The organism is Streptomyces sp. bgisy130 (genome assembly GCF_057708345.1).
The window spans coordinates 210,772-236,168 of record NZ_JBYISA010000009.1 but is presented as its reverse complement, the minus strand read 5'-3'; the positions used below and the strand labels follow the sequence as shown (position 1 = coordinate 236,168).

11 protein-coding genes and 1 pseudogene are annotated in these 25,397 nt (G+C 71.8%); 9 read left to right on the top strand and 3 right to left on the bottom strand.

Annotated features, from left to right (window positions below):
* Window positions 1–8 precede the first annotated feature (8 nt).
* Window positions 9–3,926: an ABC transporter ATP-binding protein gene (locus AC3EUV_RS15535; protein ID WP_435603150.1), complete on the bottom strand. Its 3,918-nt coding sequence runs from the start codon at window positions 3,924–3,926 to the stop codon at window positions 9–11.
* Window positions 3,927–4,096: 170 nt separating this feature from the next.
* Entirely contained in the window at window positions 4,097–7,009 is a 2,913-nt protein-coding gene (locus AC3EUV_RS15530) for a discoidin domain-containing protein (protein WP_435603149.1), read from the bottom strand.
* A 222-nt stretch (window positions 7,010–7,231) separates the two neighbouring features.
* On the opposite strand from AC3EUV_RS15530, the gene AC3EUV_RS15525 reads away from it, so the two are divergent.
* From AC3EUV_RS15525 to AC3EUV_RS15515, 3 genes are read left to right on the top strand one after another with little or no spacing between them, the layout of a single operon-like run.
* Window positions 7,232–8,068, top strand: a complete 837-nt coding sequence (locus AC3EUV_RS15525) for an ATP-binding cassette domain-containing protein (RefSeq protein WP_432140763.1) — start codon at window positions 7,232–7,234, stop codon at window positions 8,066–8,068.
* The gene (locus AC3EUV_RS15520) at window positions 8,040–10,118 is read left to right on the top strand and encodes a YhgE/Pip family protein (protein ID WP_435603148.1); all 2,079 of its coding nucleotides are present in this window, start codon (window positions 8,040–8,042) and stop codon (window positions 10,116–10,118) included. Before AC3EUV_RS15525 ends, AC3EUV_RS15520 begins: the two co-directional genes overlap by 29 nt.
* Complete coding sequence (locus tag AC3EUV_RS15515; protein WP_432140765.1) at window positions 10,115–10,792, top strand: TetR/AcrR family transcriptional regulator; 678 nt, start codon at window positions 10,115–10,117, stop codon at window positions 10,790–10,792. The genes AC3EUV_RS15520 and AC3EUV_RS15515 overlap by 4 nt, the downstream gene beginning before the upstream one ends.
* 15 nt (window positions 10,793–10,807) lie before the next feature.
* Here the strand turns inward: AC3EUV_RS15515 and AC3EUV_RS15510 are convergent.
* Window positions 10,808–11,266, bottom strand: a pseudogene (locus AC3EUV_RS15510) (thiamine pyrophosphate-dependent enzyme); the annotation flags it as partial.
* Between AC3EUV_RS15510 and AC3EUV_RS15505 the strand changes: the two are divergent.
* The 6 genes from AC3EUV_RS15505 (at window position 11,235) to AC3EUV_RS15480 (ending at window position 25,374) form a co-directional block, all read left to right on the top strand.
* Window positions 11,235–11,558 carry a helix-turn-helix domain-containing protein gene (locus AC3EUV_RS15505; RefSeq protein WP_435603147.1) on the top strand — a complete coding sequence of 108 codons (324 nt, stop codon included), beginning with the start codon at window positions 11,235–11,237 and terminating at the stop codon, window positions 11,556–11,558. The pseudogene AC3EUV_RS15510 and the gene AC3EUV_RS15505 overlap by 32 nt on opposite strands.
* 273 nt (window positions 11,559–11,831) lie before the next feature.
* Entirely contained in the window at window positions 11,832–12,215 is a 384-nt protein-coding gene (locus tag AC3EUV_RS15500; RefSeq protein ID WP_432140766.1) for a hypothetical protein, read from the top strand.
* 111 nt (window positions 12,216–12,326) lie between these two features.
* Window positions 12,327–18,242, top strand: a complete 5,916-nt coding sequence (locus tag AC3EUV_RS15495) for a toxin glutamine deamidase domain-containing protein (RefSeq protein WP_435603146.1) — start codon at window positions 12,327–12,329, stop codon at window positions 18,240–18,242.
* Between the two features lie 150 nt (window positions 18,243–18,392).
* Window positions 18,393–20,540, top strand: a complete 2,148-nt coding sequence (locus tag AC3EUV_RS15490) for an SUKH-4 family immunity protein (RefSeq protein WP_432140768.1) — start codon at window positions 18,393–18,395, stop codon at window positions 20,538–20,540.
* Window positions 20,541–20,720: 180 nt separating this feature from the next.
* Complete coding sequence (locus AC3EUV_RS15485; RefSeq protein WP_435603145.1) at window positions 20,721–22,961, top strand: hypothetical protein; 2,241 nt, start codon at window positions 20,721–20,723, stop codon at window positions 22,959–22,961.
* A 112-nt stretch (window positions 22,962–23,073) separates the two neighbouring features.
* The gene (locus AC3EUV_RS15480; RefSeq protein WP_435603144.1) at window positions 23,074–25,374 is read left to right on the top strand and encodes an SUKH-4 family immunity protein; all 2,301 of its coding nucleotides are present in this window, start codon (window positions 23,074–23,076) and stop codon (window positions 25,372–25,374) included.
* The last annotated feature ends 23 nt before the right edge of the window (window positions 25,375–25,397 follow it).

Genomic DNA, 25,397 nt, shown 5'->3' with positions numbered 1-25,397 from the left:
CCCTCCTCTCAGGCCGCCAGCTCCTCCTCCTCGCCCGTGAAGGTGCGCCACAGCTCCGCATAGCGGCCCTCGCGGGCGAGTAGCTGGCCGTGGCTGCCGTCCTCGACTATCCGGCCCTGGTCGAGCACCACGACCCGGTCCGCGCGGGCCGCGGTGGTCAGCCGGTGGGCGACGACGAGGGTCGTCCGGCGCCCCACGAGCCGGTCGGTGGCCTGGTTGACGACCGCTTCGGTGGCCAGGTCCAGGGACGCGGTGGCCTCGTCGAGCAACAGCACGTCCGGGTCGACGAGTTCGGCGCGGGCCAGGGCCAGCAGCTGCCGCTGGCCGGCCGAGAGGTTGCGACCGCGCTCGGCGACCTCGTGGAGGTAGCCGCCGTCCAGGGTGGCGATCATCGCGTGGGCGCCAACGGCCCGCGCGGCGGCCTCCACCTCGGCGTCGGTGGCGTCCGGGCGGCCGTAGGCGATGGCGTCGCGGACCGTGCCGGCGAAGAGATAGGACTCCTGGGGGACCACGCCGAGGCGGCGGCGGTAGCCGGTCAGGTCCAGCTCGCGCAGATCGGTGCCGTCGACCCGGACGGCGCCCGAGGACGGGTCGTAGTAGCGCGCGACCAGCTTGACCAGCGTGGACTTGCCAGCGCCGGTCTCGCCGACGAAGGCGACGGTCTGGCCGGCCGGGATGGTCAGCGCGATACCGGCCAGCGCCGGCTCCTCGCCGTCGCCGCCGTAGTGGAAGTGCACATCGTCGAAGGTGATGGCGCCCCGCAGCGCGGGCACCGCGCGGGGCCGCTCGACGGCCGGGGTGGTAGTCGGCTCGCGCAGCAGCTCCTGGATCCGGCCGAGCGAGACGGACGCCTGCTGGTAGCCGTCGAAGACCTGGGAGAGCTGCTGGACCGGGGCGAAGAACAGATCGATGTAGAGCAGGTAGGCGACCAGCGCACCGGCGGTGAGGGTCTCGGAGCCGACCCGGCCGGCGCCGACGATCAGCACCAGCGCCGCCGCCACGGACGACAGCAGCTGGACGAAGGGGAAGTAGACGGATATCAGGAACTGGCCGCGGACCCGGGCCTGCCGGTAGGCGTCGCTGCGGGCGGCGAACCGCTCCGCGCCCTGCCCCTCGCGCCGGAACGCCTGCACGATCCGCAGTCCGGCCACGCTCTCCTGGAGGTCGCCGTTGACGACGCTGATCCGCTCGCGGGCGAGCTCGTAGGCCCGCACGCTCTGCTTGCGGAAGAAGTACGTGCCGATGATCAGCGGCGGGAGGGTGGCGAAGACGACCAGGGCCAGCTGGAGGTCGATGGCCAGCAGCGCGATGAAGATGCCGAAGAAGGTCAGCATCGAGACCAGGGCGGTGACCAGACCGGTCTGGAGGAACGTGGACAGGGCGTCCACGTCCGTGGTCATCCTGGTCATGATCTTGCCGGTCAGCTCCCGCTCGTAGTAGTCGAGCCCGAGGCGCTGGAGCTGCGCGAAGATCTTGAGGCGGAGGGCGTAGAGGATCCGCTCGCCGATGCGTCCGGTCATGCGGTTGCCGCCGATCTGCGCGGCCCACTGGGCCAGGACCACGACGAGGGCGACGGCGGCGGCCGTCCAGACACCGATCAGCGCGCCGCGGCGGACGCCGTCGTCGATGCCCTGCCGGATCAGCACCGGCAGCATCAGCCCGGCGAGTGCGTCCACGGTGACCAGCGCCAGCGCGAAGGTCAGGGGCCCGCCGAAGCCGTCCAGCAGCCGGCGCAGGCCGTAGGAGCGCTCGGGGCGTACGGCCCGGTCCTCGTCGATGTCCGGGGTGTCCGTGGCGGGCGGCAGCGCGGCGACCTGGGAGAGCAGCTCGGGCGTGGCGGGCAGTCCGGCCATCGCGGCGCCGATGCCGGGGCCGGCCGCGGCGGCCGCGCGGGCCGCCATCCCGGCTCCGCCCGCCTCGGCCTCCTGCTCCCGGCGGACCCACAGTTCGGGGGTGATGGTGCCGTCCGCCCCGGCCCGGGGCGCCGCGCCGTCCCGTACACCGTCGGGGTCCGCCTCCGGGTCCCCGGGTCCGTCGGCGGCGAACTCGCCGTCGAAGGCACCGGCCAGCGCACCGGCCGGGTCCCGCTCGACGCCGCCCAGCTCCTCCGGGTCGGTCAGCAGCCTGCGGTAGAGGGGACAGCGGTCCGCCAGCTCCTCCTGGGTGCCGAGGTCGACCAGCCGCCCGCCGTCGAGGACCGCGATCCGGTCGGCGAGCGCCAGGGTGGAGGCGCGGTGCGCGATGAGCAGGGTCGTACGGCCCGCCATGACGCCGCGCAGCGCCTCATGGATCTCGTGCTCGACCCGGGCGTCGACCGCCGAGGTCGCATCGTCCAGGACCAGCAGCCGGGGGTCGGTGAGGATGGCGCGGGCCAGGGCGATGCGCTGGCGCTGGCCGCCGGAGAGGGTCAGCCCCTGCTCGCCGACCTTGGTGTCATAGCCCTGGGGGAGCTCGGATATGAAGCCGTCGGCCTGGGCGGCGCGGGCCGCGGCGCGGACCTGGGCGTCGGTGGCGTCCGGATGGCCGTAGGCGATGTTGTCGCGCACGGAGTCGGAGAACAGGAAGCTGCTCTCGGGGACCAGGCCGATGGCGGCCCGCAGCGAGTCCAGGGTGAGATCGCGTACGTCGTGGCCACCGACCAGGACCCGGCCCGCGGAGACGTCGTAGAAGCGCGGCAGCAGCAGCGAGACCGTGGACTTGCCGCTGCCGGATGTGCCGACCACGGCGACGGTCTCGCCGGCCTCGATGCGCAGCGAGAAGTCATCGAGGACCGGGCGGACGGGACGGGCGGCGGCCGGGACGTCCGGGGCGGGGCCGGTGCCGTCGCCCGCCCCCTCGCCCCCGTGCGGCGGCGCGTACCCGAACGTCACCCGGTCGAAGACGACGGTGGCCGGGGCGTCGGCGGGCAGCTCATGGGCGTCCGGCCGCTCGGTGAGTGTGGGCTCGGTGTCGATCAGCTCGTAGACCCGCTCCACACCGGCCCGTGCCTGCTGGCCGACGGTCAGCATCATCGCCAGCATCCGGACCGGTCCGACCAGCTGCGCCAGATAGGTGGAGAAGGCGACGAAGGTGCCGAGGGTGATCTGTCCCTGGGTGGCCATCCAGCCGCCGAGGGCCAGCATCGCGACCTGGCCGAGCGCGGGGACCGCCTGGAGGGCGGGGGTGTAGCGAGCGTTGAGGCGGACCGTGCGCAGCCGTCCGGCGAACAGCCGGCGGCTGACCTCGCGCAGCTTCCCGGTCTCCTGCTCCTCCTGCCCGAAGCCCTTGACGACCCGCACCCCGGCGACCGCGCCGTCCACGACACCGGCCACCGCGGCCGCCTGACCCTGGGCGTACCAGGTGGCGGGGAAGAGGCGGGCGCGGCTGCGCTTGGCGATGAACCACAGGGCGGGGGCGACGGCCAGCGCGACGACGGTGAGCAGCGGCGACAGCACCGCCATCACGGCCAGCGAGACCGCGAACAGCAGGACGTTCCCGATCATCATCGGGAGCATGAAGAGCAGGCTCTGGATCAGCTGGAGGTCGCTGGTGGCGCGGCCGACGACCTGGCCGGTGCTCAGCTCGTCCTGCCGCCGGCCGTCGAGCCGGGCGATCGCGCCGAACATCCGGGTCCGCAGATCGTGCTGGAGGTCCAGGGCGAGCCGGCCGCCGTAGAAGCGGCGGATGTAGGTGAGGACGTAGACGACGAGCGCGGCCACCACCATGAGGGCGGCCCAGGGGCCGATGGGGCGCGCCTGCCGGACGATGACATCGTCGATGATCAGCTTCGGTACGAGCGGGACCAGGGCCAGCACGGCCATCCCGGCGAGCGAGGAGCCGAGGGCCAGCAGCACGTCTTTGCGGTACTGCCAGCAGTCGCGGGTCAGCCGCCGCGCCCAGCCCGCTCGTTCCCTGTCCGTCCCCGCCACCCGGTGCCTCCCGCCCATCGACACTTTTTCGAACTGTTCGAGGGCGCTAACACCGCGTGGCGCGGTTTTCATCCCGCTGTCACAAACTTCTCTGCGCGCACCGCCCCCGGCACGGCGGACGGCCCCGTTCCGGATCGTCCGGAACGGGGCCGTCGCCCAGCGGGCCGTTACTCAGGGGGCGCGGCGGGCTACTTCCCCCGCTCCCCCGTCGTGTCCGGCACCCGCTCCACGGTCAGCTCCGAGATCCCCGGATGCGGCTTGGGCTTGCCGTCGGCCGATGTGCCCGGGTCACCGTGCACCGTGACCCGTACGTACCGGGCCGGGGTGCGGCCCGCGTATCCGGTTCCGGTCCAGTGCTTGCCGTCCTGGGAGACCTGGACGTTGTAGGACCGGGGCCGGGTGCCGTTCCAGTGCGGGGTGATCTGGCCGATGCGGGTGGTCCGGCCGAGGTCGACGGTGAGGGTGCCGGTGGCGGCGTCGGGCACCCAGGCCGTGGTGGTGTTGCCGTCCACCGCGGCGCCGGCGTAAAGGCCGGGCTCCTCCGAGGTCGCGGTGGCCGAGGTGCACCGGGCCGCGTTCGAGGTCGCCGCCAGATCCGGGCGGCGGGTCTTCAGGACGGCGGGCACCCCCCGGCTGACGATCTTCTCGCCCTCCGGCGACTCGATCCGCATCGGCGCCCCGGCGGTCAGCCGCACGGTGGTCTGGTGCGCGCCGATCTCGATGTCGTAGGTCCGCCCCTGCCAGTGCAGTGCGCGCAAGGTGACGCCCTCGGAGAGCTGCGGCGGCAGCATCGGGTCGAGCCGCACCCGGTCCTCGCGCAGCCGCAGCCCCGTCAGCCCGTGGGTGAAGGTCTGGAGGAAGCCGCCCTTGCCGGTGAGGAAGTCCTGGGCGGGCTTACCGGCGTGCGGGTCGGAGGCGCCGGCCTTCTCGCCGCGCGCCTCGGAGAACTGGTGGAACGGCCCGCGGACGAACGGCTTGATGGACCGCAGCAGATAGGTGTACGTGGAGCAGCCGGCCTCGCCGATCCCGGCCGCGTCGATGGCGTGCACGGAGTCGGTCATGGCCGGGCCGTCCGGGTCGGTGTGCCCGGCGTAGAAGTCCAGCGTGCGGGCCGCCTGGGTCTGCGACATCGGCCATTCCAGCGGGTACATCAGCAGCACGGTGTCGGCCTGCTTGATGGTCGTGCCCTTGTACCCGGCGTACTGCTCGAAGACCTGCTTCTTGCTGTCGTACGGGATGCGCAGCTTGTCGGCGATGGCCTTCCAGGAGGCCGGTGCCTTCTCGCCGAGGATCGCGGCGACCCGGCCGGCATGCCGCAGCGCGGTGGCGGCCCCGGCGTTGGTGAACACCCCGTCGTTGACGCCGTTGCTGTACTCGTCAGGACCGGCGACGTTCTTGACGGAGTAACTGCCGTCGGTGTTACGGGTGGCCCGGGAGGCCCAGAATTCGGCGATGCCCTTGAGGACCGGCCAGCCGCGGGACCGCAGCCAGGCGGTGTCCTTGGTGGCGAGGTAGTACTGCCAGGTGGCCAGGGAGATATCGCCCATGAGGTGGTTCTGGGTCTTGCAGTGCGGCGGGTCCCAGCTGTGGCACTCGTTCCACAGATCGCCCTTGCTGCCGCTGGTCCAGGAGTAGAACAGCCCTTTGTAGCCCAGCTTGCGGGCGTTGGCGGCGGCCCCGGCCCGCGTCTTGTAGCGGTAGTCGACGATCGACCTGGCGAGGGCGGGGTGGGCGGCGAGCAGGCCCGGGTACATCCAGGTCTCGGCGTCCCAGAAGATCTCGCCGGCGTAGTTGTCGCTGGTCAGGCCGGTGGGGCCGATGCTGTTGCGGTTGCCGGCACGGGTGTTGGCCAGCAGGCCGTACTGCGCCGCGCGCACCCAGTTCTGAAGGTCCCGCTGCCCCTTGACCTCGATGTCGCTGCGCCACAGCCGCTGCCAGGCGGCGCTGTGCCGGGCGAACAGGGCGTCCCAGCCGCGGTCGGCGGCCCGGCGCGAGGCGGCGTCGGCGGCGGCGCGCGGGGTGCGGGAGGTGAGGGCGGTGTCCACGCCGACGTACTTGGTCAGCTCGTACGAGCGGCCGCTGCGGACCGGGAAGGACACCTGCTGCCGGTTGCTCAGCTTGTCCTGCGTCGTCGGCCGGGGCGGGTTGGCGCGTACGCCGGGCCCGGTGCGCAGGGTGGAGGCCACCGCCCCCTCGGTCTTCGTCCCGTCCGTGCGGAAACCGACGTCCATGGTGCCGCCGGTGGCCGCACCGCCGGCCTCCTTGCCGCCGGCTTCCTTGCCCCCGGTCTCCTTACCTCCGGCCTCCTTGCCGCCGGTCTCTTTCCCTCCCGTCTCCGCGCCCTTGGTGGCGGCCCCGTCCGCGGACGGGGTCATCCGGCGGGCGCCGCGGCCGTCGAGACCGTCGGTGACCGTGGCGGCGCCGCTCCAATGGGGCGTCATCCGCAGGCGTACGGCACCGGTGTGGGCGTCGGTGCGGTCGGCGAGCACGTCGTAGACCAGGTCGGTGACGCGGCCGTCGGCGGCGGTCCAGGTCAGCGACGTACGGACGAATCCGCAGCGCAGGGAGAGCGTCTGACGGTAGTGCGAGATCCGGCCGGGGGCGGTGGCGGAGGAGAAGGTGTCGGGGTGTGCGCCGCCGGTGGCGACGTCGAGGGTGGTCCAGGTGGGGATCGCGGCGATGGCCTGCCGGCCCTTGAGGTCCTTGGGTCCCTTGGCGTACAGCCCGGAGACGAACGAGCCGTCGTATTCAGGGGTCTTGAGCGGCCAGCCGGTCGTTCCGCCGGGTGCCGCGTAGCCGGTGCCGTTGGGGGGCACCCGCTGTCCGAGGTAGCCGTTGCCCACGAAGGCGTGGTGACTGTCCTTCGGGTCGATCCTGGTGGCGGTGGCGGTCCAGCCGTCGCCCTTCATGCAGGGACCCTGCGCGGCGCCGGCCGGTTCCGGCGCGGGGGCGGGCGCCGCGGCGGAGGCCGAGACGGGTGCGAGGACCGCGATCAGCGCGGTGGCGAGCAGAGGGGCGACCAGCTTGCGGGAGCGCGGCGCGGACGGACCGGCCGTTTGCTGCGGCGGCCGGTCCACGGGGTGCTGTGGCGAAGGATGCATGCTTCTCCGTCGTCTGTGCGCGGTCCGCGCCGCATGCCGCGGCACGGACTCACCATGGACATCATCAGGCCCCCGCCTGCCCTGCACCCTAGGGCGGCTCGGCCGTTCGGGTCACGGGATCGACGGGACCGGCTCCAGCCCGTGCGGTCCGATTGGTCAACACGACCCTCCATAGGGCACACTTTTAGACTGACCAGTCAGATCAAAAGGGGAGGGGTGTCGGTGAACACCACCCGCCAGGGGGCGGCGGTCCACGCCGGCGGAATCGGAGTGGAGGGCCCACGGGGATGGGCCTTCCGAGCGGTCGACATCACCGCGGAACCGGGCACGCTGATCGCGGTCCAGGGCCCCTCGGGCTCCGGCCGCACCTGTCTGCTGCTGGCCCTCACCGGCCGGATGCGGATCACGGAAGGGGAGGCGACGGTCGCCGGACTCCCGCTGCCCAAGCGGATGGGGTCGGTACGCAGCCGTACCGCCCTCGCCCATGTGCCGGGCGTCGCCGACCTCGAACCGGCCCTCACGGTCGGCGAACACCTCAAGGAGCAGGCCCTGTTGGGCCCCCGCATCCAGGGCTCGCCGCTCGTCTCGCTCCCCTGGGGCAAGCGCCACAAGGAGGCCACCCGGGCCCGGGTCGACGCCGCCCTCGCGGCCGCCCGGCTCGACCCCGGCACCCTCCCCAAGGGGCTGCGCACCGCCGTGCGCGACCTGGAGCGGATCGAGGCGCTGCGGCTCTCCGTCGCGCTCGGGCTGATGCACGGCCCGCAGCTGCTGGCTGTCGACGATGTGGACCTCAAGCTCGCCGACGCCGAGCGCACCGAGATCTGGCAGCTGCTGCGGGACCTCTCGCGCGAGGGCCTCACCGTCGTGGCCGCCGGTGACGGCGCACCCGAGGACGCGCTGATCGTCCGCACCGCGCGCACGGGCACCGAAGCGGCCGGGGCAGCCGGACCCGCCGAGGCCGCCGAGCCCGCCGAAGCCACTCCCGCCCCCGTCCAGGACGACCCCCACACCACCAAGGAGGAGGCAGCGGATGCGTTCGCCGAAGCTGGCCGCGCTTGAGCTCAGGCGGTTCAGCAGGGGCAAGCTGCCCCGGCTGGGCCTGGTGGCCCTGACGCTGATCCCCCTGCTCTACGGAGCCCTGTACCTCTGCTCGTTCTGGGACCCGTACAGCCGCCTGGACAAGATCCCGGTGGCGCTCGTCAACGACGACCGGGGTACCACCACGGGCGGCAAGAAGATCCACGCGGGCGACGAGCTGGCCGAGAACCTCAAGGACAGCAAGAAGTTCCACTGGGAGGACGTCAGTGCCGCCGACGCCGCCAAGGGTGTGGAGAACGGCACGTACTACCTCTCGCTGACCGTCCCCCGGGACTTCAGCGAGCGGATCGCCTCCAGCTCCGGGAAGACCCCGCAGACCGGCGCGCTCCAGGTCCGGACGAACGACGCCAACAACTACGTCGTCGGCTCGATCTCCAAGACGGTGTTCTCCGAGGTCCGCGCCAAGACCTCGGCCAGCTCGTCGCGGGCCATGCTCGACAAGATCTTCATCTCGTTCTCCGATCTGCACGACAAGACGGCCGAGGCGGCGGACGGCGCCGGGAAGCTCGACGACGGTCTCGGCACCGCCAAGGACAAGACCGGTGAACTCGCCGACGGCCTGGGCAAGTTGGACAAGGGCGCGGACCGGATCAGCAAGGGCGCGGCGGAGGCCGCCACGAAGGCCCGGCAGCTGAGCCTGGGCGCGCGCAAGGTCTCGGACGGCACCCAGCAGCTCGCCGACAAGGTCCACGGCATCGCCAGCAGGGACCTGCCCTACCTCCGCGAGCACGGCAAGGACATCGGCCGCAAGGCACAGATCGTCGCCGACCTCACCGCGCAGCTCGACGAGGACCTCGGCAGGCTGCCGGGGGACTCCGCAAAGGCCGCCCGCCAGGCACGGGAGAACGCCGACAACGCCGCGGAGCTCTACCAGAGCCGCTGCAAGGGCCTCGTCGACACCGACCCCGACTGCCCCAAGCTGAAGGCGATCGCCGACGGCACCGCCCTCGCCGCCGACGCGGCGGAGAAGGTCAACGACACCGTCGCCCACACGGACTTCGGGCAGCTGCGCACCAAGGTGCGGGAGCTGCACCACGGTGCCGCGATGGTCGCCGAGCAGGCCCCGGGCATCGCGAACCGGGCGGACAAGGCGATCGGCCAGATCAACCAGCTCAACGCGGGCGCCCACAAGGTATCCCAGGGCGCCGGGCTGTTCGCCGACGGCATCGGCACGCTGGCCGACGGCGCCGGCAAGCTCCACAACGGCCTGGGCGTCGCCAAGGACGGTGCCGACAAGCTCACCGGCGGCCTGTTCAAGCTCAAGGACGGCAGCAACCAGCTGTCCGACGGGCTGCACAGCGGCGTCTCCAAGATCCCCGACTACAACAAGAAGGACCGCGACACCCGCACCGAGGTGATGGCCGACCCGGTCGAGCTGGCCGCCAAGTCGCTGCACAAGGCGCCCAACTACGGCACCGGCCTGGCGCCGTACTTCATCCCGCTCTCCCTCTGGGTCGGCGCGATGGTCGCCTTCATGCTGCTCCAGCCGCTGGGCAAGCGCGCCCTGGCCGCGGGCGCCCCGGGCTGGCGGATCGCCCTCGGCTCCTATCTGCCGGCCTACGCCATCGGCGTCGTCCAGGTGCTCGCCCTGATGGCCGTGCTCCACTGGGGCCTCGGCCTGGAGATGGCCCGCACGGCCGGCACCGTCGGCTTCCTGCTGCTGGCCACGGCCTGCTTCACCGCCATCATCCAGCTGCTGGGCGCGTTCTTCGGACCGGCCGGCCGGGTGCTGACCCTGGTCGTCCTGATGCTCCAGCTGACCTCGGCGGGCGGCACCTACCCGGTGCAGACCAGCCCCGGCTTCTTCGCCGCCATCCACCCCTTCCTGCCGATGAGTTACGTGGTCGACGGCCTGCGCCGGCTGATCACCGGTGGTGACCTCGCCATCGTCCAGCAGGGCTGTGTGGTCCTGGTGGTCTTCACCCTCGGCGCGCTGGCGCTCACCGCTCTCGCGGCGCGCAGCCGGCAGGTCGTCCGGATGAAGGACCTGCATCCGGAGCTCAGCCTGTGAACGGGCTCCCCGTCTCCCGGGGCGGTGCCGGCGACGGCACCGCCCCGGGGGCCGCCCCCGGCCCCCGGCGCAGCTCGACGCGCCGCCGGCTCTTCGACGCCGCCGTCACCCTCATCGCGGAACAGGGCTTCTCCGCCACCACCGTCGATGAGATCGCCGACCGCGCCGGCGTCGCCAAGGGCACCGTCTACTACAACTTCGCGAGCAAGAACGTCCTCTACGAGGAGCTGCTGCGGGACGGCATCGATCTGCTCGCCGACTCCCTGCGCCGGGCCGCCGACGCCACGGCGGCCCGCGGCGGCACCCGGGTCGACGCCCTGGACGCGATGATCCGGGCCGGCCTGGACTTCATCGCCTGCTCCCCCGCCCTCATCCAGCTCTACGTCGCCGAACTCTGGCGCACCAACCGCACCTGGCGCGACACCCTCACCTCCGTACGCGGCCGGGCCCAGGCCGTCGTCGAGTCCGTCCTCCGGGACGCCGTACGGGACGGGGAACTCTCCGACGAGCTCGACATCCCCCTCACCGCCTCCGCCCTCCTCGGCATGGTCCTGGTGGCCGCCCTGGACTGGCAGTCCTTCCAGCCGGACCGCTCGGTCGAGGACGTCCACGCGGCGCTGTCCCGGCTGCTCCAGGGGCGGGTGGGGGCGGGCGGCGGCCCGTCGGAGGCGTAGTCCGGCGGCCTGCCCTCAGGACTCCAGATGGGTGGGCGCGAACATCCGCAGCCGGGCCGGGAGGACGACGACCGACGGGCCGGGGGCCGCCAGCGCCGCCGCCAGGTCCGTACCCAGCCGCTCCGGGCTCGTCCGGACCGCGGGGATGCCGAACGACCCGGCCAGGGCCACGAAGTCCGGCCGGGTGAGTTCGGTGCCGGTGGCCTCGCCGAACGCGTCGGTCATGTACTCGCGCAGGATGCCGTAGCCGCCGTCGTCCACGATGAGCCAGGTCACCGGCAGGTCGTACTGCCGGGCGGTGGCCAGTTCGGCGATCGAGTACATCGCGCCGCCGTCCCCGGAGACCGCCAGCACCGGCCGCGCCGGATCGGCGACGGCCACGCCCAGCGCCGCCGGGTAGCCGTACCCCAGCCCGCCGGCGCCCTGCGCCGAATGCAGCGCGTTGGTACCCCGCGGGTCGGAGGCGGACCAGGCCGCGGCCCTCGGCACCTCCCTCGTCGCCCCCACGGATGCCCGGCAGCACGCCCAGGCTCTGCTCGCCCCGCTGGCCGACTCCCCACCCCTCCTCGCCACACTCCACAACTGGCTCTCCTTGCACGGGAGTTGGGACCGCACCGCCACCGCCCTCGGCATCCACCGCAACACCGTCCGCCAGCGCATCACCCGTATCTCCGGCCTCCTCGACACCGACCTGGACGACCCCGACGTCCGTATGGAGCTGTGGTTCGCCCTCCGCTCCCTCGACCGGGACGCCTCGCGGGGCTGACGCCGGGCGCGGCCTTTTCGGGCCGGCGGACCGTACGACCGGATCCGCCCGGCGGGCCGCGCGGCCGGTTCGGCCCGGCGGCCCGCGCGGCCAAACGGGGCGCATGCCGCACCTCCTGACGTACCGCCCGCCCCGGGGCCCCGGGTGGAGCGCGGCCCCGCCATCGGTGACACCCTTGTGACAGCGCACTCCTTGAGGCGGCACGGGCCTGCCCCACTAGACTCGTTGAACGTTGTGCAGTCGTGACGACACTTCCAGCGAACGGGGGACGCCATGGCAGGGGATGGGCTCCAGGCCGACATTCCGTCACTGAAGTCCGGCGGCAAGGACTTCACCAGCGTCGGAAAGCGCTATCAGAGCGCGGTGACCAAGCTGAAGACCGCGCTGACCGGCCTGGAGGGCAAGGACACTCCGCCCTGGGGCGATGACGAGATCGGCGAGAAGTTCGGCGTGGTCTACGAGGGCCTGCGCGACGGCATGTACGAATCCATGGGGCATCTGGCCGCCAAGCTCCAGGAGATCGGCGGCGCCCTGAACACCATGGCCGACAACCACCAGGCCGACGAGGACTTCAACGACTCCCTGATGAAGCAGCACATCGCCAACGCCGAGGCGGAGAGCCAGCAGATCATCGCCCTCAAGTCGCCTCAGGTCTGACGCGCCATCAACTCACTCGACCCACCCGGCTCACCCGACTCACTCGACTCACCCGCGCCCGCGTCGTCCCGATCGTGACCAAGCTTTACCGTTTCCCGGGGGATTACCGCCATGTCGCTCATGCTTCCTGACTGGCTCGAGTGGGTACTCGAGATGCTCGGCTACGACTGGCCGACGGGCGACGAGGACAAGATGATCGACTCCGCCACCCAGTGGCGGGAGTTCGCCAGCGCCGTCGAGCAGTTGCAGTCCGAGGGCGTGACCGCGGCGGGCAACGTACTGTCGGCCAACTCCGGCGACAGCATCGACGGCTTCAGCAAGACCTGGGAGAAGTACTCCGGCAACGGCTCCGGTTACCTCGACGACGCCCGTAGCGCCGCCGAACTCATCGCGTTCGCGCTGGACGCCGGCTCCGGGGTCATCATCGGGATGAAAGCCGCGGTGATCGCCCAGTTGGCGATCCTCGCGGCAGAGATCATCGCGGCTCAAGCGGCCGCGCCCTTCACCTTCGGCCTCTCCGAAATCGGCGCGGCCGCGGCCACCCAGGCCACCCGGCTGATCGTGCGCCGCATCCTGAAGGAAGCGCGTGAGGCGCTGGTCGAGGCGATCGTCGAAACGGTCAAGGAGCCGGCCGTCTCGGCGCTGGAGGCGATGGTCTCCGACGCCATCGCGCAGGGCATGAACATGCACTTCGGCGCCCAGCAGGGCTTCGACGTCGGCCGAAGCGCCAAAACCGGCGCCGAGGCGGGCGTGGAGGCACTCAAGAACTCCGGCCAGACCTTCGCCGAGTCCCTCCGCGACGGGGCGGGCAGCCGAGCGGGCCACCATGCCCGCAACGGTCTGGAGAACGCCGCCGGCCGGGGCGGAAGCGAGGGCGGCAGCGAGGACAGCGGCGGGAACGACGGGGGCGGCAGCGGGTCCACGGGGGCCGGGAGTGGGTCCGGGAGCGGGTCCACGGGGGCCGGGAGCGGCAACGGGAGTGGTGACGGCGGGGGATCGGGCAGCGGGTCGGGGGCCGGGAGCGGGTCGGACGGGGCCGGGTCCGGGGCCGGGTCCGGGGCCGGCAGTGACTCCGATGCCGGCAGTGGGTCCGGGTCCGACGGCGGCGGGACCGGCACGGACAGTGCGTCCGGGTCCGGATCGGGGTCAGGATCCGGTTCGGGATCGGGGTCCGGGGCGAACGGGAGCGGCTCGGGCAACGGCTCCGGGTCCGACTCCAACTCCGGCGGCCCTTCGCACTCCCCCCGCCCGGGCGACACCTCCACGGACAGCGGTTCCGGCAGCGGTCCCGCCACCACCTCCGACGGCGGCGCCCCGGGCCCGGACGGCAACCGCGCCACACCCGAGGCCCAGCCGCTGCCGCCCCCGGACCAGCGCACCGCCTTCGACGAGGGCTACGCGGGCGGCAACAACCACAACCCGTACGGGAACTCCCCCACCCCCGACTCCGGGCACACCCCGGACACGGGCCCCACCCCCGACTCCGCCGGCCCCCGCCCGGACTCCGGCGCCACCCCCGACGCGGGCGGCCCCACCCCGGACACCTCCCGCCCGGACACGGACTCAGCGAGCACCCACCCCACCCCGGACAACACACCGGACAACTCGCGCCCGGACTCGGTCAGCACCCAGCCGGCACCCGGCCCGTCCGTCCACCCGGACGCCGGACCGACCCCCGACTCGGGGACCACCCCGACCCCCGGCCCGTCCCCGGACTCCGGCCCCGCCCCGGACCACGCGTCGTCGCCCCAGTCCAACTCACCCACCCCGGACGGCCCTTCCCACCCGGACGCGGCACAGTCGCCCCAGCAGCCGTCGCCCACCCCCGACCCGGTGTCCGGGAATCCGCCCAGCGACGGCGCCACCACACCCCACGGCGACAACAGCGGCAACAGCTCCTCCAACGGCGACAACTCCCAGAGCGGCAACGGCGGCGGACGGCCCTCCACACCCCACGTGGGCGTGCCCTCCCAGGGCGCCCCCGTACAGCACTCCGGCTCGTCCGGCCCGCCCATCGGACAGCGGGACCCCGCCCCCGGCGACCCGATGCCGCACGTCCGCGATGACGACGACACCACGGTCACCACACAGTCCGCGGACACGCTGACCGCTCCCGCGCCCACCACGCACGCGGCGGACACCGGCACGCCGTCCACGCCCCAGCAGTCCCCCCAGAACACCCCGCAGACCGCCGGCCCGGTGATGGGCATGCCGACCGCCGTGCCCTCCCAGGGCGGCCCGGCCACCCCCCAGTCCGGAGCCCCACACGGCGGCACACCGTCCAGCGGGAACACCCCCGGACCCACCAACCGCCGCCCCGACGGCTCCCAGGCGATCCGCGACGCCACCCAGCAGCGCCGCCCCGAACCGCCCCCGTACAACCCGCGCCTCGACGGCCCCCGCCCCAACACCACCGCACCGGGCCCGAACCGCCGCCCCGACGGCTCCCAGAGCATCCACGACGCCACCCAACAACGCCGCCCCGAACCACCCCCCTACAACCCCCGCCTCGACGGCCCCCGCCCGAACCAAAACCAACAGCCTCCCCACGACCCCCAGTCCGGCCAGGCACCCCAGCACAACCAGCAGGGCCCGCGCCCGGAACAGAACCAGCCGCATCCGGACCAGACCCAGCCCGTACGCCCCGACCAGACGCAACCGCATCCGGACCAAACGCAGCCCGTACGGCCGGACCAGCAGCACCCGCAAAACCAGCACCCGGACACCACCCGGCCCGACGCCACCCGCCCGGACACGCCACGTCCCGACGCATCGCGCCCCGATGCCACTCGCCCGGACACTCCCCGCCCCGACGCGTCGCGCCCGGACGACCCTCGCAACCCCCAGAACGGCCGCCCGGACCCCCGTCAGCAGCGCCCCGACCAGGCTCCGCCGCGTCCGGACACCCCCCGCCCCGACGCCCCCCGTCCGGAAACCCCGCGCCCCGACAACACCCAGCGTCCTCCGCAGCAGCAACCGCACGACCCCACCCAGCAGCGTCCGCAGCAACAGCAGCCGCAGCAGCAGTCGCCTCGTCCGGACCCGCGCCAGCCGCAGCCGGACCGCCCGGACCCCCGTCAGCAGCCGACGCTCCAGAGCCACCAGCCCCAGTCGCAGCCGCCGACTCAGCAGCACCCACAGCAACAGCAACAGCCGAACCAACAACCGCAGCCCCAAAACCAACAGCAACAGCAACAGCCGCACCAGCAGCCGCAGCCCCAACCCCAACCCCAGCCCCCGATCCAGCACCACTACCAGAACCAACAGCCCCAGAACCAGCAGCCGCCGCACCAACAGCAGCAGCCCGCGCCGCCCAACCACCCCCCGCGGCCGAGCCTCAACGACGTCCGGGCGAGCCTCAACCACCAGCCCAGCGGCCTGTATTCGCCGTTCCCGGACGACCAGCAGGCGCTGGAGAACCAGTTCCCGCGCAATCCGGACGGCAGCCCGCAGCGTCACGCGGACCCCTTCCAGCCCTGGTCCCAGCTCCAGAACGACGGCGGCCCGAACGTCCCCGGCCGCTCCAACAACTGCGCCGACTGCACCCGCTCGTTCATGGAGTCCTGGTACGGCAACCCGCAGGTCTCGGCACCCCGTACCTACGACAACGACGGCCACGGCGGCCTCGACCGGGTCAGCGGTGAGCGCGACGGCACCAACAACATCCAGAACTGGGCCGGCACCAACTTCCGCCACTCCGGCCAGAACTCCCAGGACAGCTATCAGCGCATCGCCGACGAACTCCGTCAGTCCGGCCACGGCTCGGCGGCCGCCGTCCTCGTCACCTGGCCCAAGAACCCCGACGGCTCCGGCGGCGGCGCCCACGTCTTCAACGCCGTCAACCACAACGGCCGGGTCGTCTGGGTCGACAGCCAGACCGGCCAGATCAGCCAACAGCCCATCCACACCAACGCCGACGGCGTCTGGCACCTCACCCTGGACGCCGACCGCAAGCCCTTCGACCCCGCCACCGCCCAGCAGCAGGGGCAAGGCCAGGGCCAGGGACAACACCAGGGCCAGCATCAGAGCCCGCAGCACAACAACCAGGGCCAGAACCCTCAGCAGAACCAGCAGCAGCCACAAACCCACCCGCAACAGAACCCAAACCCACAGAATCCCCAGCAGGGACAGCAGGGACAGCAGGGACAGCACCAGAACCAAACCCCCGGTCAGCAACCCGACCAGGACCGGCAACAACAGCCGCACCACGAGCAGACGGCGGAACACCAGCAGCACGAGGGCAGCCGGCACGCGGCGGACACACCCCGCCACGCCGAGGGAAACGACACCCACAACGCCCACCACAGTCAGGACACCCAGGGCTCCCAGGACACACACGACTCCCGGGGCAATCAGGCCACGTCGCCCCCGCACTCCGACTCTCCGCACACCGAGCGTCCGCACCAGGACTCGCCGGACGCCACCCCGTCGCACGAGTCACCGCGCGGCTCCACCCACCACGCTCCCGCAACGCATTCAGACACGGCGCCGCCTTCCAGCGATTCCGACGGGGACGGACGCACCACCCGCCCTCACCAGGAACCCGCGCAAGGGACCGCACCTCACCACGGCGACCCGACGAGGCCGGTGCAGGCGCCGACTCAGCCCGCCCCTGGGCGCTCTGCCGAAGTCCCCCCGCCCCGCAATCCCGGCACGCTTCCCCCACCCGACCCGTCGGGAAGCAACTCGAACGACAAGAACAACAACGACGACAAGGACAGCAAGAGCGGCAAGAACAAAAACGGTAAGAAACCTGCCACGGAATCACCGGCCGAGAGGGCCGCGAAGCGACAGGCCATGCGCGCGCGCAGCGACGAAGTCACGCGCGATCGTTACGACAGTGCCCGGGCCGAGGGGAGCACGCCGTACGGAAGTCGGCAACCCGGTGACGGCACTCATGAGCACTACGACATGCGGACGGATGATTCGCAGTCAAGAGTGCGCCGGAGCAACGACGTACGACAGCACAGCCTGGACCCGGTCATCGAGAAACTCAACGACTGGGCCGCGCCGGGTGCCGATCCCGATCCACGCCCCCCGTTGCTGAAGGTCATCGACGAATCCGCACACGGTCCCCTCACGCAGTCCCGGCTGAAGGACCTGCTCCCCGGTTTCGGTGAGATGAAGAAGCACGACCAACTCGCCACGGTGGCCGCCATCGCTCGCATGAGCCACCAGTTCCACAACGCACATGCCGTGGACGAGTCCGGCGGTTCCCACATCCATTCCCGGCACAATCCCAAGCGTGGCCAGCTGACTGATCCCGCGCCGCTGGCCCGCACGTACGCAGCGGCCCAGGAAATCATTTCCAGGGGCGGCGATCCTGACGCATCCGCGGAAATGCGTAAGGAAAAGCGGAAGTTCACCTCCCTCTGGAACAAGAAGGTGGACGCTCCTGCTCAGAGCAAAGATCCGGCGGTCCAGGCCACCGCAAACAGGCTACGCCCCGACTTCTCCGGAAAGAACTACGCGGTTCTGGAAGTCCAGAAGAAGAACGCGGACGGCACCACCGAGACGCACTACATCATCGACTCCTCGGTACCGGCCAACGATTTCGGCCACTCCCCCGACCACTCCGAGCCAGTTCTCGGCGAGGCGTTCCGAAAGCTGGATGCCGAGCACCCGAATACATACCAAGCCACCGCCATGTACACGGAGTTCGAGCCCTGTGGGGACCAGACCCACCCGGCATCAGCGAACTGCTCCTACTATCTGTCGCACGAGTTCGAACGCCCCAAAAACCAGGAGCGCACGAACTACCACGACATCCCGGAAGAGCAACGCCCCAGTCTGCCGGACCGAAATAACTCGACGGATATCTACTACGCGGCCGGATACCGCTTGGGGGGCCTTTCACCGGAGCGGATAGAGCAAATCCGCGAGCAGCTCGGTGACGGACACACCGAAGCGGCACTCAATGAGGCAATCGATGCAGCCAGGCAAGAGGCGAGGGACAAGCGGGACGAGGACATGCACCGTGCCCGTGGCGAAATGCTCCGAGTGTGGATGAAGGTAGCCTCATACTGACGGGTTCATATGTTGCCCAGGGATCGGAGAGTTCAGCACGTGCAGTATGCCGAGGCACTTCAGACGGTTGCCGGATGGCTTGCGGAGCCACGCCGGAAGGGTCTCGTACTGCAAGTGGCGGGGCAGCCCGGAGCCGGGAAAACGCGACTGGTGGCCGACGTGCAGCAGCGCTTTCCGGCGGCCGTCACCGTCGATTGCCTCGGCCGGACCGCCGACGAAGTGGCCACCGCCGCGCTCGACGGTCTCGGGCTGGATGCGACTGCCGCACGAAGCCGCGATCCACTCATCGACGCCCTCGCCCGGCACCGCGGGGAGTCGATCGTCCTGCTGGCGAATGCCCAATGGGCCGGCCCGCTGTTCAGTTCCGACGAGCCTTTCCGCGTGGGCGTCGTACTGGCCGGAAAGCTCGGCGTGCAGAGCGGCAGCTGCGTACGCGTGGTGGTCGAAGCCGACGCGGACCACGAAAGGGTAGCCGTCACCCGCGGCAATGACGTCCTCCTGGAATCGGATGCGACGCCCGGGGAACCGGTCGATCGGCTGCTCGCCGCGCATCCGGCCCTGTGGGCCCTTGCCGCCGCGGAGACCCGTCACGTCCCGCTCCAGGTCTGGGCGTTGCTCGCCCAAGCGCTGGGCATCTCCGCAACCGTTCGCGAACTGTCGGCACTTGCCGATGCTCTCCCCGGCGAACTGCTCGAACGCCACATTACGGATGACGAATCCCAAGAGACCGTGGTGGGCTTTCGCAGCGACGGAATCAAACACCTCATCCGTGCCGCGCACCCCCTGACCGCGGACCGGCAACGCGCCCTCACCGAGGAATTGGTCGGCCACCTCACCGACCGCGCTTCACCCGACCCGGTGCATTCCTATGCCACGCAGACCGCGGCCCTGCATGCCGCCCTGTCCGGCACCGAATTGCCCGGCCTGCTCGCCAACGCACCGGCCCTCGCCCATTCCACCCGCTACGCACTCCTGCAAGCGCTGGCCCGCCAGTGGAAGCACGGCGTCCCCCAGGGCGGAGTCGCCTCGGACATCCATTACCTCGAAGCCGAGGGAATCGCGCCCTCGGCACAGGGCGAATGGGTCTCCTGGCTGCACTGGGCCGCGCTCAACCGCGGCGACACGGCAGCGGCGGAACGGCTGGCCACCGCCGGAATTGCCCTGCCCTGGCGAACGGCCTGGTCGCGCCGGCGCCCGTACGCCGCGTTCGGCCCGCTCCCGGGTGAGGCCGGCAACGTCGACTACCTGGAATCCGGCACGCTCGGCAGCACAACGGCCGTGGCCGGCCAGCGTGTGCTCCCGGCATTCCACGACGGCGAATACGCCATCCCGGATGGCGATGAACGAGTCCTCGAACGCGTCTGGAGTGTGACCGACGGTACGGAACTCGGCACGCCGGCCGTGATCGACCTTTTCTTCGACGACGAGGGCGAGGTCGAAAGCGCCGAGGGCCGCGGCGCGTTCCGGGTCCGCGCGGAGGACCCGGCGGACGCCGCCGACCGCGCGCCCCTCCGCCTGCCCCGCAGCGTGCTCTGCCACCGCCGCGTGGATGCCGGCCGATGGGCACTGGGCGGACGCGGCGGCCTGTTCGCCATTGACGACCTGCGACCGGCCTCGACACCGGACGAGGACACCGGCCCGGCGCGCTGGAGGCCCCCCTTGGTCGCCCCGCACACGACATCCGCCCTCTGGAACATCCCGGCGGAACTCGCCTCCCCCCACGGCCCCTCCCCCGCCGCCCTGGCCGCGGCCTTCGGCCCGAACGCCTGCCGCACCCTCACCGCCGACGCCCTGCCGGCCGGCCTCGACGACACCGCACGCCGCTATCTCACCGACATCGGTCTGCCCGCCCTGTACGGCCGGCTCTACTTCGCGACACTGGCGGCGATCGACGAAACGGGCCTGTCCCCCGCCGACTGGCCGGCCGGGGCCGCGATCGTCCCGAACGGCGATGGCCCCTTCTTCCCCATCGGGACCTGGCTCGGCTCCGACGCCTACCTGGACGGCGCCACCGGCCAGGTCATCCAGGACGGCCTCTCCGGCGGATCCACTGAACCGGTCATCGCCGGCAGCCTCCGCCAGTACGTCTCCCTGCTGTGGCTCTGCCGGGCCGCCCGGCTCAGCGCCTTCCCCACCGCCGACGAGGAACGTGACGCGCAGAGCAGCGCCCGGAAATGGGCTGCCCACGTCGACCCGATCGTCGAAGACAGCGCCACCTGGAAGGCGATCCTCTCCGGCAGCCTGGAATCCGATCTGATCGCCGGCGGCTGGGAGTTGCCCGGACTGAAGCCCGCCTGACCTGTACCCGGGCCGGTCGTTGCGCGTGCTCCGTACCCGGGCCGCTCGTTGCGCGTGACGGACCTGGCGCCGGCCTCCCCTGCCACCCCGCCGCGATCTGCCGCAATCCGCCGCCACATGCTCATCGTCAGCTCGCACGCGGTGCCTATGCTGCCGAAGCCGTAATCGAGGAGCGCAGCGATGAGCAGTAACACCCCGGTGCTGGAGACCGTTTCCGTACAGGCGGCGGCCGGCCGGCTGGTGCGGTGGTGGCAGGACACCGCCGACCCGCTGGCGCCGGGGGGCTGGCTGAGCCTGGTCGGTGCGGGCGCGGCCGACGGTGGGCGGGTGCTGCGGGAGGTGGGGGCGCAGGTCGCGTCGAGCGTTCTGGTCGATGCCGCGGAGCGCACCGCGGAGGAGGTGCTGGCGGAGGTGCTGGCGGCGCTGGGGCTGGAGTCCCGGCGGTACGGCGGCCTCAGGTGGATCTCCGAGGTGCGCGTCCTGCCGGAACGGCGGTTGGTGCTGCTCACGCAGGTGCACCGGATGGGCCGTACCCGTCGTTCCTGTGAGGCGGAGCGGCTGCTGACCGGAACGCTGAAGGCGCTGTGCGCGCGCACCGGGCTTCAGGTGATCGCCCAGGTGGACGCGCCCGGTCTGCTGCGCTCCGGCGACGCCGGCCTCCGGCTGGAGCCGGCCGGAGCGGACCCGGCGCCCGCCCCGCCGGCCTGGCCGGACGAGGTGCGCGCCCTGGCGCTCGCCGAGCCGCGTACGGTGCCGCCGCGCGCCTGGGCGGCACTCGTGGCGGGACTGCGCGCGGACGACGACCGCCCGGTCACCGAGGAGGCGCTCCAGGCCACCGAGGACGCGCTCCAGGCCGTGCTGGCCGAGCACGACCGGTGGCTGGTGCGACGTGACGACGGTGTCGGCTTCGTCGACGAGGCGGTGGCCGGGTCACTGCGGCGCGAGACCGCCCCGGAAACCGTCACCCGGGTGAACCGCCATATGACGGCCTGGCTGCGGACGCTCGCTCCGGAACTGGCCCACCCCGACGGCTGGGCGGCGAGCGGCGCGCTCGGCACGTACGCGGCCGCGGGGCTGGCCATGCACGCGGCGCAGGCCGACCACGAGCAGAAGTGGACCACGCGGACCCTCGACGAACTGGTCGCCCGGGGCGATCTGGTGGCCCATCTGCCGCAGACGGCCCTGCTCGATGCCGCGCGCTGCGCACACTACGGCGGCATCGGCAGCAACTCCGCCGCGGCGGACGCCGCGTACCTGTGGGACTACGGGGTGGTCCCGGCCACGCAGCCCGCCTGGGCCGCCTGGCTGCACCTGATGGCGACCGCCCGGGGCGACGACGACTTCGTGGCCGGGCTCCTCGCCTCGGGGATCCGCCTCCCGTGGAAGGCGGTGTGGACCCGCTGGCGTCCGCCGGGCGGTTTCCACGCGTCGTTCCTGGCACCGGGCGTGGTCGGCGAAACGGCCGAGGTCCGCTGGCACGGCCGGCCCGCCGTGGCCGCGCTCGGCACACCCGAGGTGGACGTCAGCATCTGGGACGCGCAGACCGGCGAACCGCTGGCCGGTCCCTGGCCGGAGGACTCCGTCGTCCCGGAGGACGCCCACACCGCCCTCACCCGGCCGGACGCGTCGGGCGCCGGTGACGCTGCGGGCGCGATCACCACGCTCGCCGAACTCGAAGACGCCGTCCCCGCCACCGACATGGGACATCCGAGCCTGCTCTTCGCTCCGGTACTGACCGTGGGCGACCTGGCGATCCTGGGCGGCCCCGGTGGGCTCTTCGCCCTGGCCCCCGCCAAGGGCTGGGAGGAGACAGCCGGCACCCCCGGCCGCGCCCCGCTCTCCGGGCCGTACGCGGCGGCGGGCCCGACCACCCCGCGGCACGCCGCACCCCCCGCCGCGGCGGACCTGCGCGCAGTCGTGAGCGAGGCCGCGTTCCACCCCGTCAAGGAGGACCAACTGCCACCCGGCCTGGAGGAGGACGGCGCCCGCCAGGTCCTGGCCGGCCTCGGCATCCCCGCGTTCGACGAGAGCGGCCTGCGCCTCAACCCCGGCGACGACGCGTTCCTGACCGAATTCCCCTGGCCGGACGACGCGCCCGAAGACCCCGACAGCGAGGGGCCGTTCTTCCACCTCGGCCGGTGGATGGGCGGTGACGTGGTCCTGGACGGCACCGCCGGCGAGGTCTACCGGGTCCCCGGCGACGAGGACGACCCGGTCGACGGCATGCTGGTGGCGTCCTCCCTCGAGAACTTCCTCGCCATGACCGCCCAGTGGCTGATCGGCCTGCGCATCTCCGCAACGGTCGACAACAGCGACGAGCAGTACGCGCTGCGCCAGCACGTCAGCGGAGAACTCTGGATGATCGACGACACCGGCTCGCAGTCCGACGCCTGGATGTACATCTTCGAGAACGACTCGTGATCTCCGCGGAAAGGGTGTCGTCTCGTGACTGAAGATGCTGGTTCCGGCGAATCCGTGCTCCTATGACATCGCCCACATCTACATCAAGCGCGAACCATGCGGGCATCCGACCATGACCAACCCAGCACCCGAGCCGCAAGCGGTCTCCCCGGATGTCGCCTTGCGGAGAAGCCTGTTGTGGATCGACAAACCGCGTGAGCGCACGGCTTGGCTGTGGATCGGCGGGGAGCCCGGCACGGGGAAATCCGAGCTGCTGCGCACGGTGGCCGGGCGCGCGGCGGACAGTGTGTTCGTGGACTGCGCCGGACGTCCCGTGGAAGAAATCGCACAAGAGCTGGCGGAGCGCTGCGGCGCTACTCAGCCACACCGCTACGACACCGGATTCGCGGACGCGGTCCGTCATATCTCGCGGAATTTCGTGGTGCTGCTGGCGAATACCCAATGGGCGGGACGGCTGCGCACGACGGTCGAACCGCAACGTGTCGTGGGGCAGTTGGTCGATCTGCTACGGCGCTATCCGAAGCCGGGCGTGGCGCTCCGGCTGCTGGTCGAGGTCGAGGATGCACCGGCGGCGGTCGCCTCGTACGCCGGGCGTCACCTCACCCTCGCCCGTACGGCGGAGGCCGGCCCCGCCCCGGAGCGCCCGGCCTCCGGAGCAGCCCGCGCCCTCGCTCTGGCCGAGGCACGGGACGTTCCGCTGCCCGTGTGGTCCCTGCTGTGCTCGGCGACCGGAGATCCGCATACGGAGCAGCAGCTACAGGAGCTGATCGCAGCCGACGCCACCACCAACTCTCCCCGGTACGAGTCCCATCAGGACGATTTCGGCACCTCTGTCGTCTCCCTTCGGCACGAGCCAATGGCCACGGAATACCGCCGCTCCCTGCCGGCAGACGAAGCCCGCGAGATGCACCACCGCATTTATGACGCGCTCAGCGCCGCAACCGAAGACCACGACAGCGTGCGGAATTACACGCGCACCGCCCTGCCCGGTCACGCGGCCGCCGCCGGCCTCTTCGATGACCTGCTCGGCGATCTGCGCCTGCTGGCACAGCTGGACCACCGAACGCTCTTCGAAGCATTCGAGTCGATGTATTTTCAGCGCCCCGTTCCACTGAACAGCCGCTCCTTCCGGCTGCGTTACCTGACCGAGCGAGGCGTGGTGTCCTCCTCCCCGGGCGAATGGCTGGCCCTCCTTCACCACTCCCTGATGGTGGAAAGGGCCGAACAGAACGAAGGAAGCGAAAGAAGTGAAGGAAACAAAGGAAATGAAGGGAACGAAGAGGGCGAAGTAAGCGCCGCACCGGCCGAAGACGAAGGCGGTGGCGGCCGCGGACATCAGGCCGGCCCCCCTGCCGCATCACAGCTCTGGGCAGCAGCCCCCCACATACGGGCCCCCTGGCGCACGCTCTGGGCAAACGGGACCGCGCCCGGCACCCTGACCACCTGGCACCTCGTACGTCGCCCCCATGTGCGCCGGCTTCAGGTGGCCGGGACGCCCGCCGGAGAGATCGCCACCGCCTGGGACCCGCAGGGCAACCCCCAGACCTGGAGCATGGAGCGCGGCGAACGACTGCCGGCACCCCTGGAGACGGACCGCAGCGCGGCGGAACAGACCCTGGCGGACCAGGGGTTGTCGGGCTGGCGACCCGCCGGCGAGGCGGAAGGCGCGGTAGACCTCCCTCGGATGCCACGCTTCGTACGCCGCGCGGCGCGTCGCGGAAACCGCGCCGTGATGGTGTCCGAGGACAGTGTCTTCGTCATTGACATCGATCCGGAGGAATCCGCGCAGCAGGCACCGGGCGTGCTCAAGAACATGATCCGTACGACGACGAAGCCCGGCTCCGCCCCCTTCCCGCCGGAAGCGGTGCGGCCGACCCCGGCCTGGTACGCCTCGGTGTGGCCGGCCGGCACATTCCGGCGCGTACCCGCCACCGCCGTCCCCCACGGCATCACTCACACGGAGACACGGACATTCCTGACGGAGACGGGACTGCCGTTCCTGCGGGGCGAGTTCCTCGAACTGTCCCTCCTGGACCTGTCCACGGAACCCCTGGAAGAAGCCGACTGGGCGGACCTGAATTCGCCCGCGTCACCACACCGAACAGCTGACGTGGCCCGTGGCCCTTACTACCGCCTCGGTGAATGGCAAGGGGCGCGGCTGCTCCTGGAGGGCGGCAGCGGGAGGGTCCTGCAAGACGGCGCCTCGGGTCTCACCGACGCACTGGCCGCCACCAGCCTGCGCAACTTCGTCCTCATGGTGCGTCTCTACTACTGGTGGTTCGCCTCGGACTGGTCGGTGGACGACCTGGAGCCGACCCTCCAGGAGTGGCTGTCCACCGTCGACGCCGAGGCGTTCGCCTCGGACTGCTGGCAGCGCGTCTTCGGCGACGCCGACTTCTCCGACCGCGTCTAGCGCGCGGACCCGGCCACGCACCT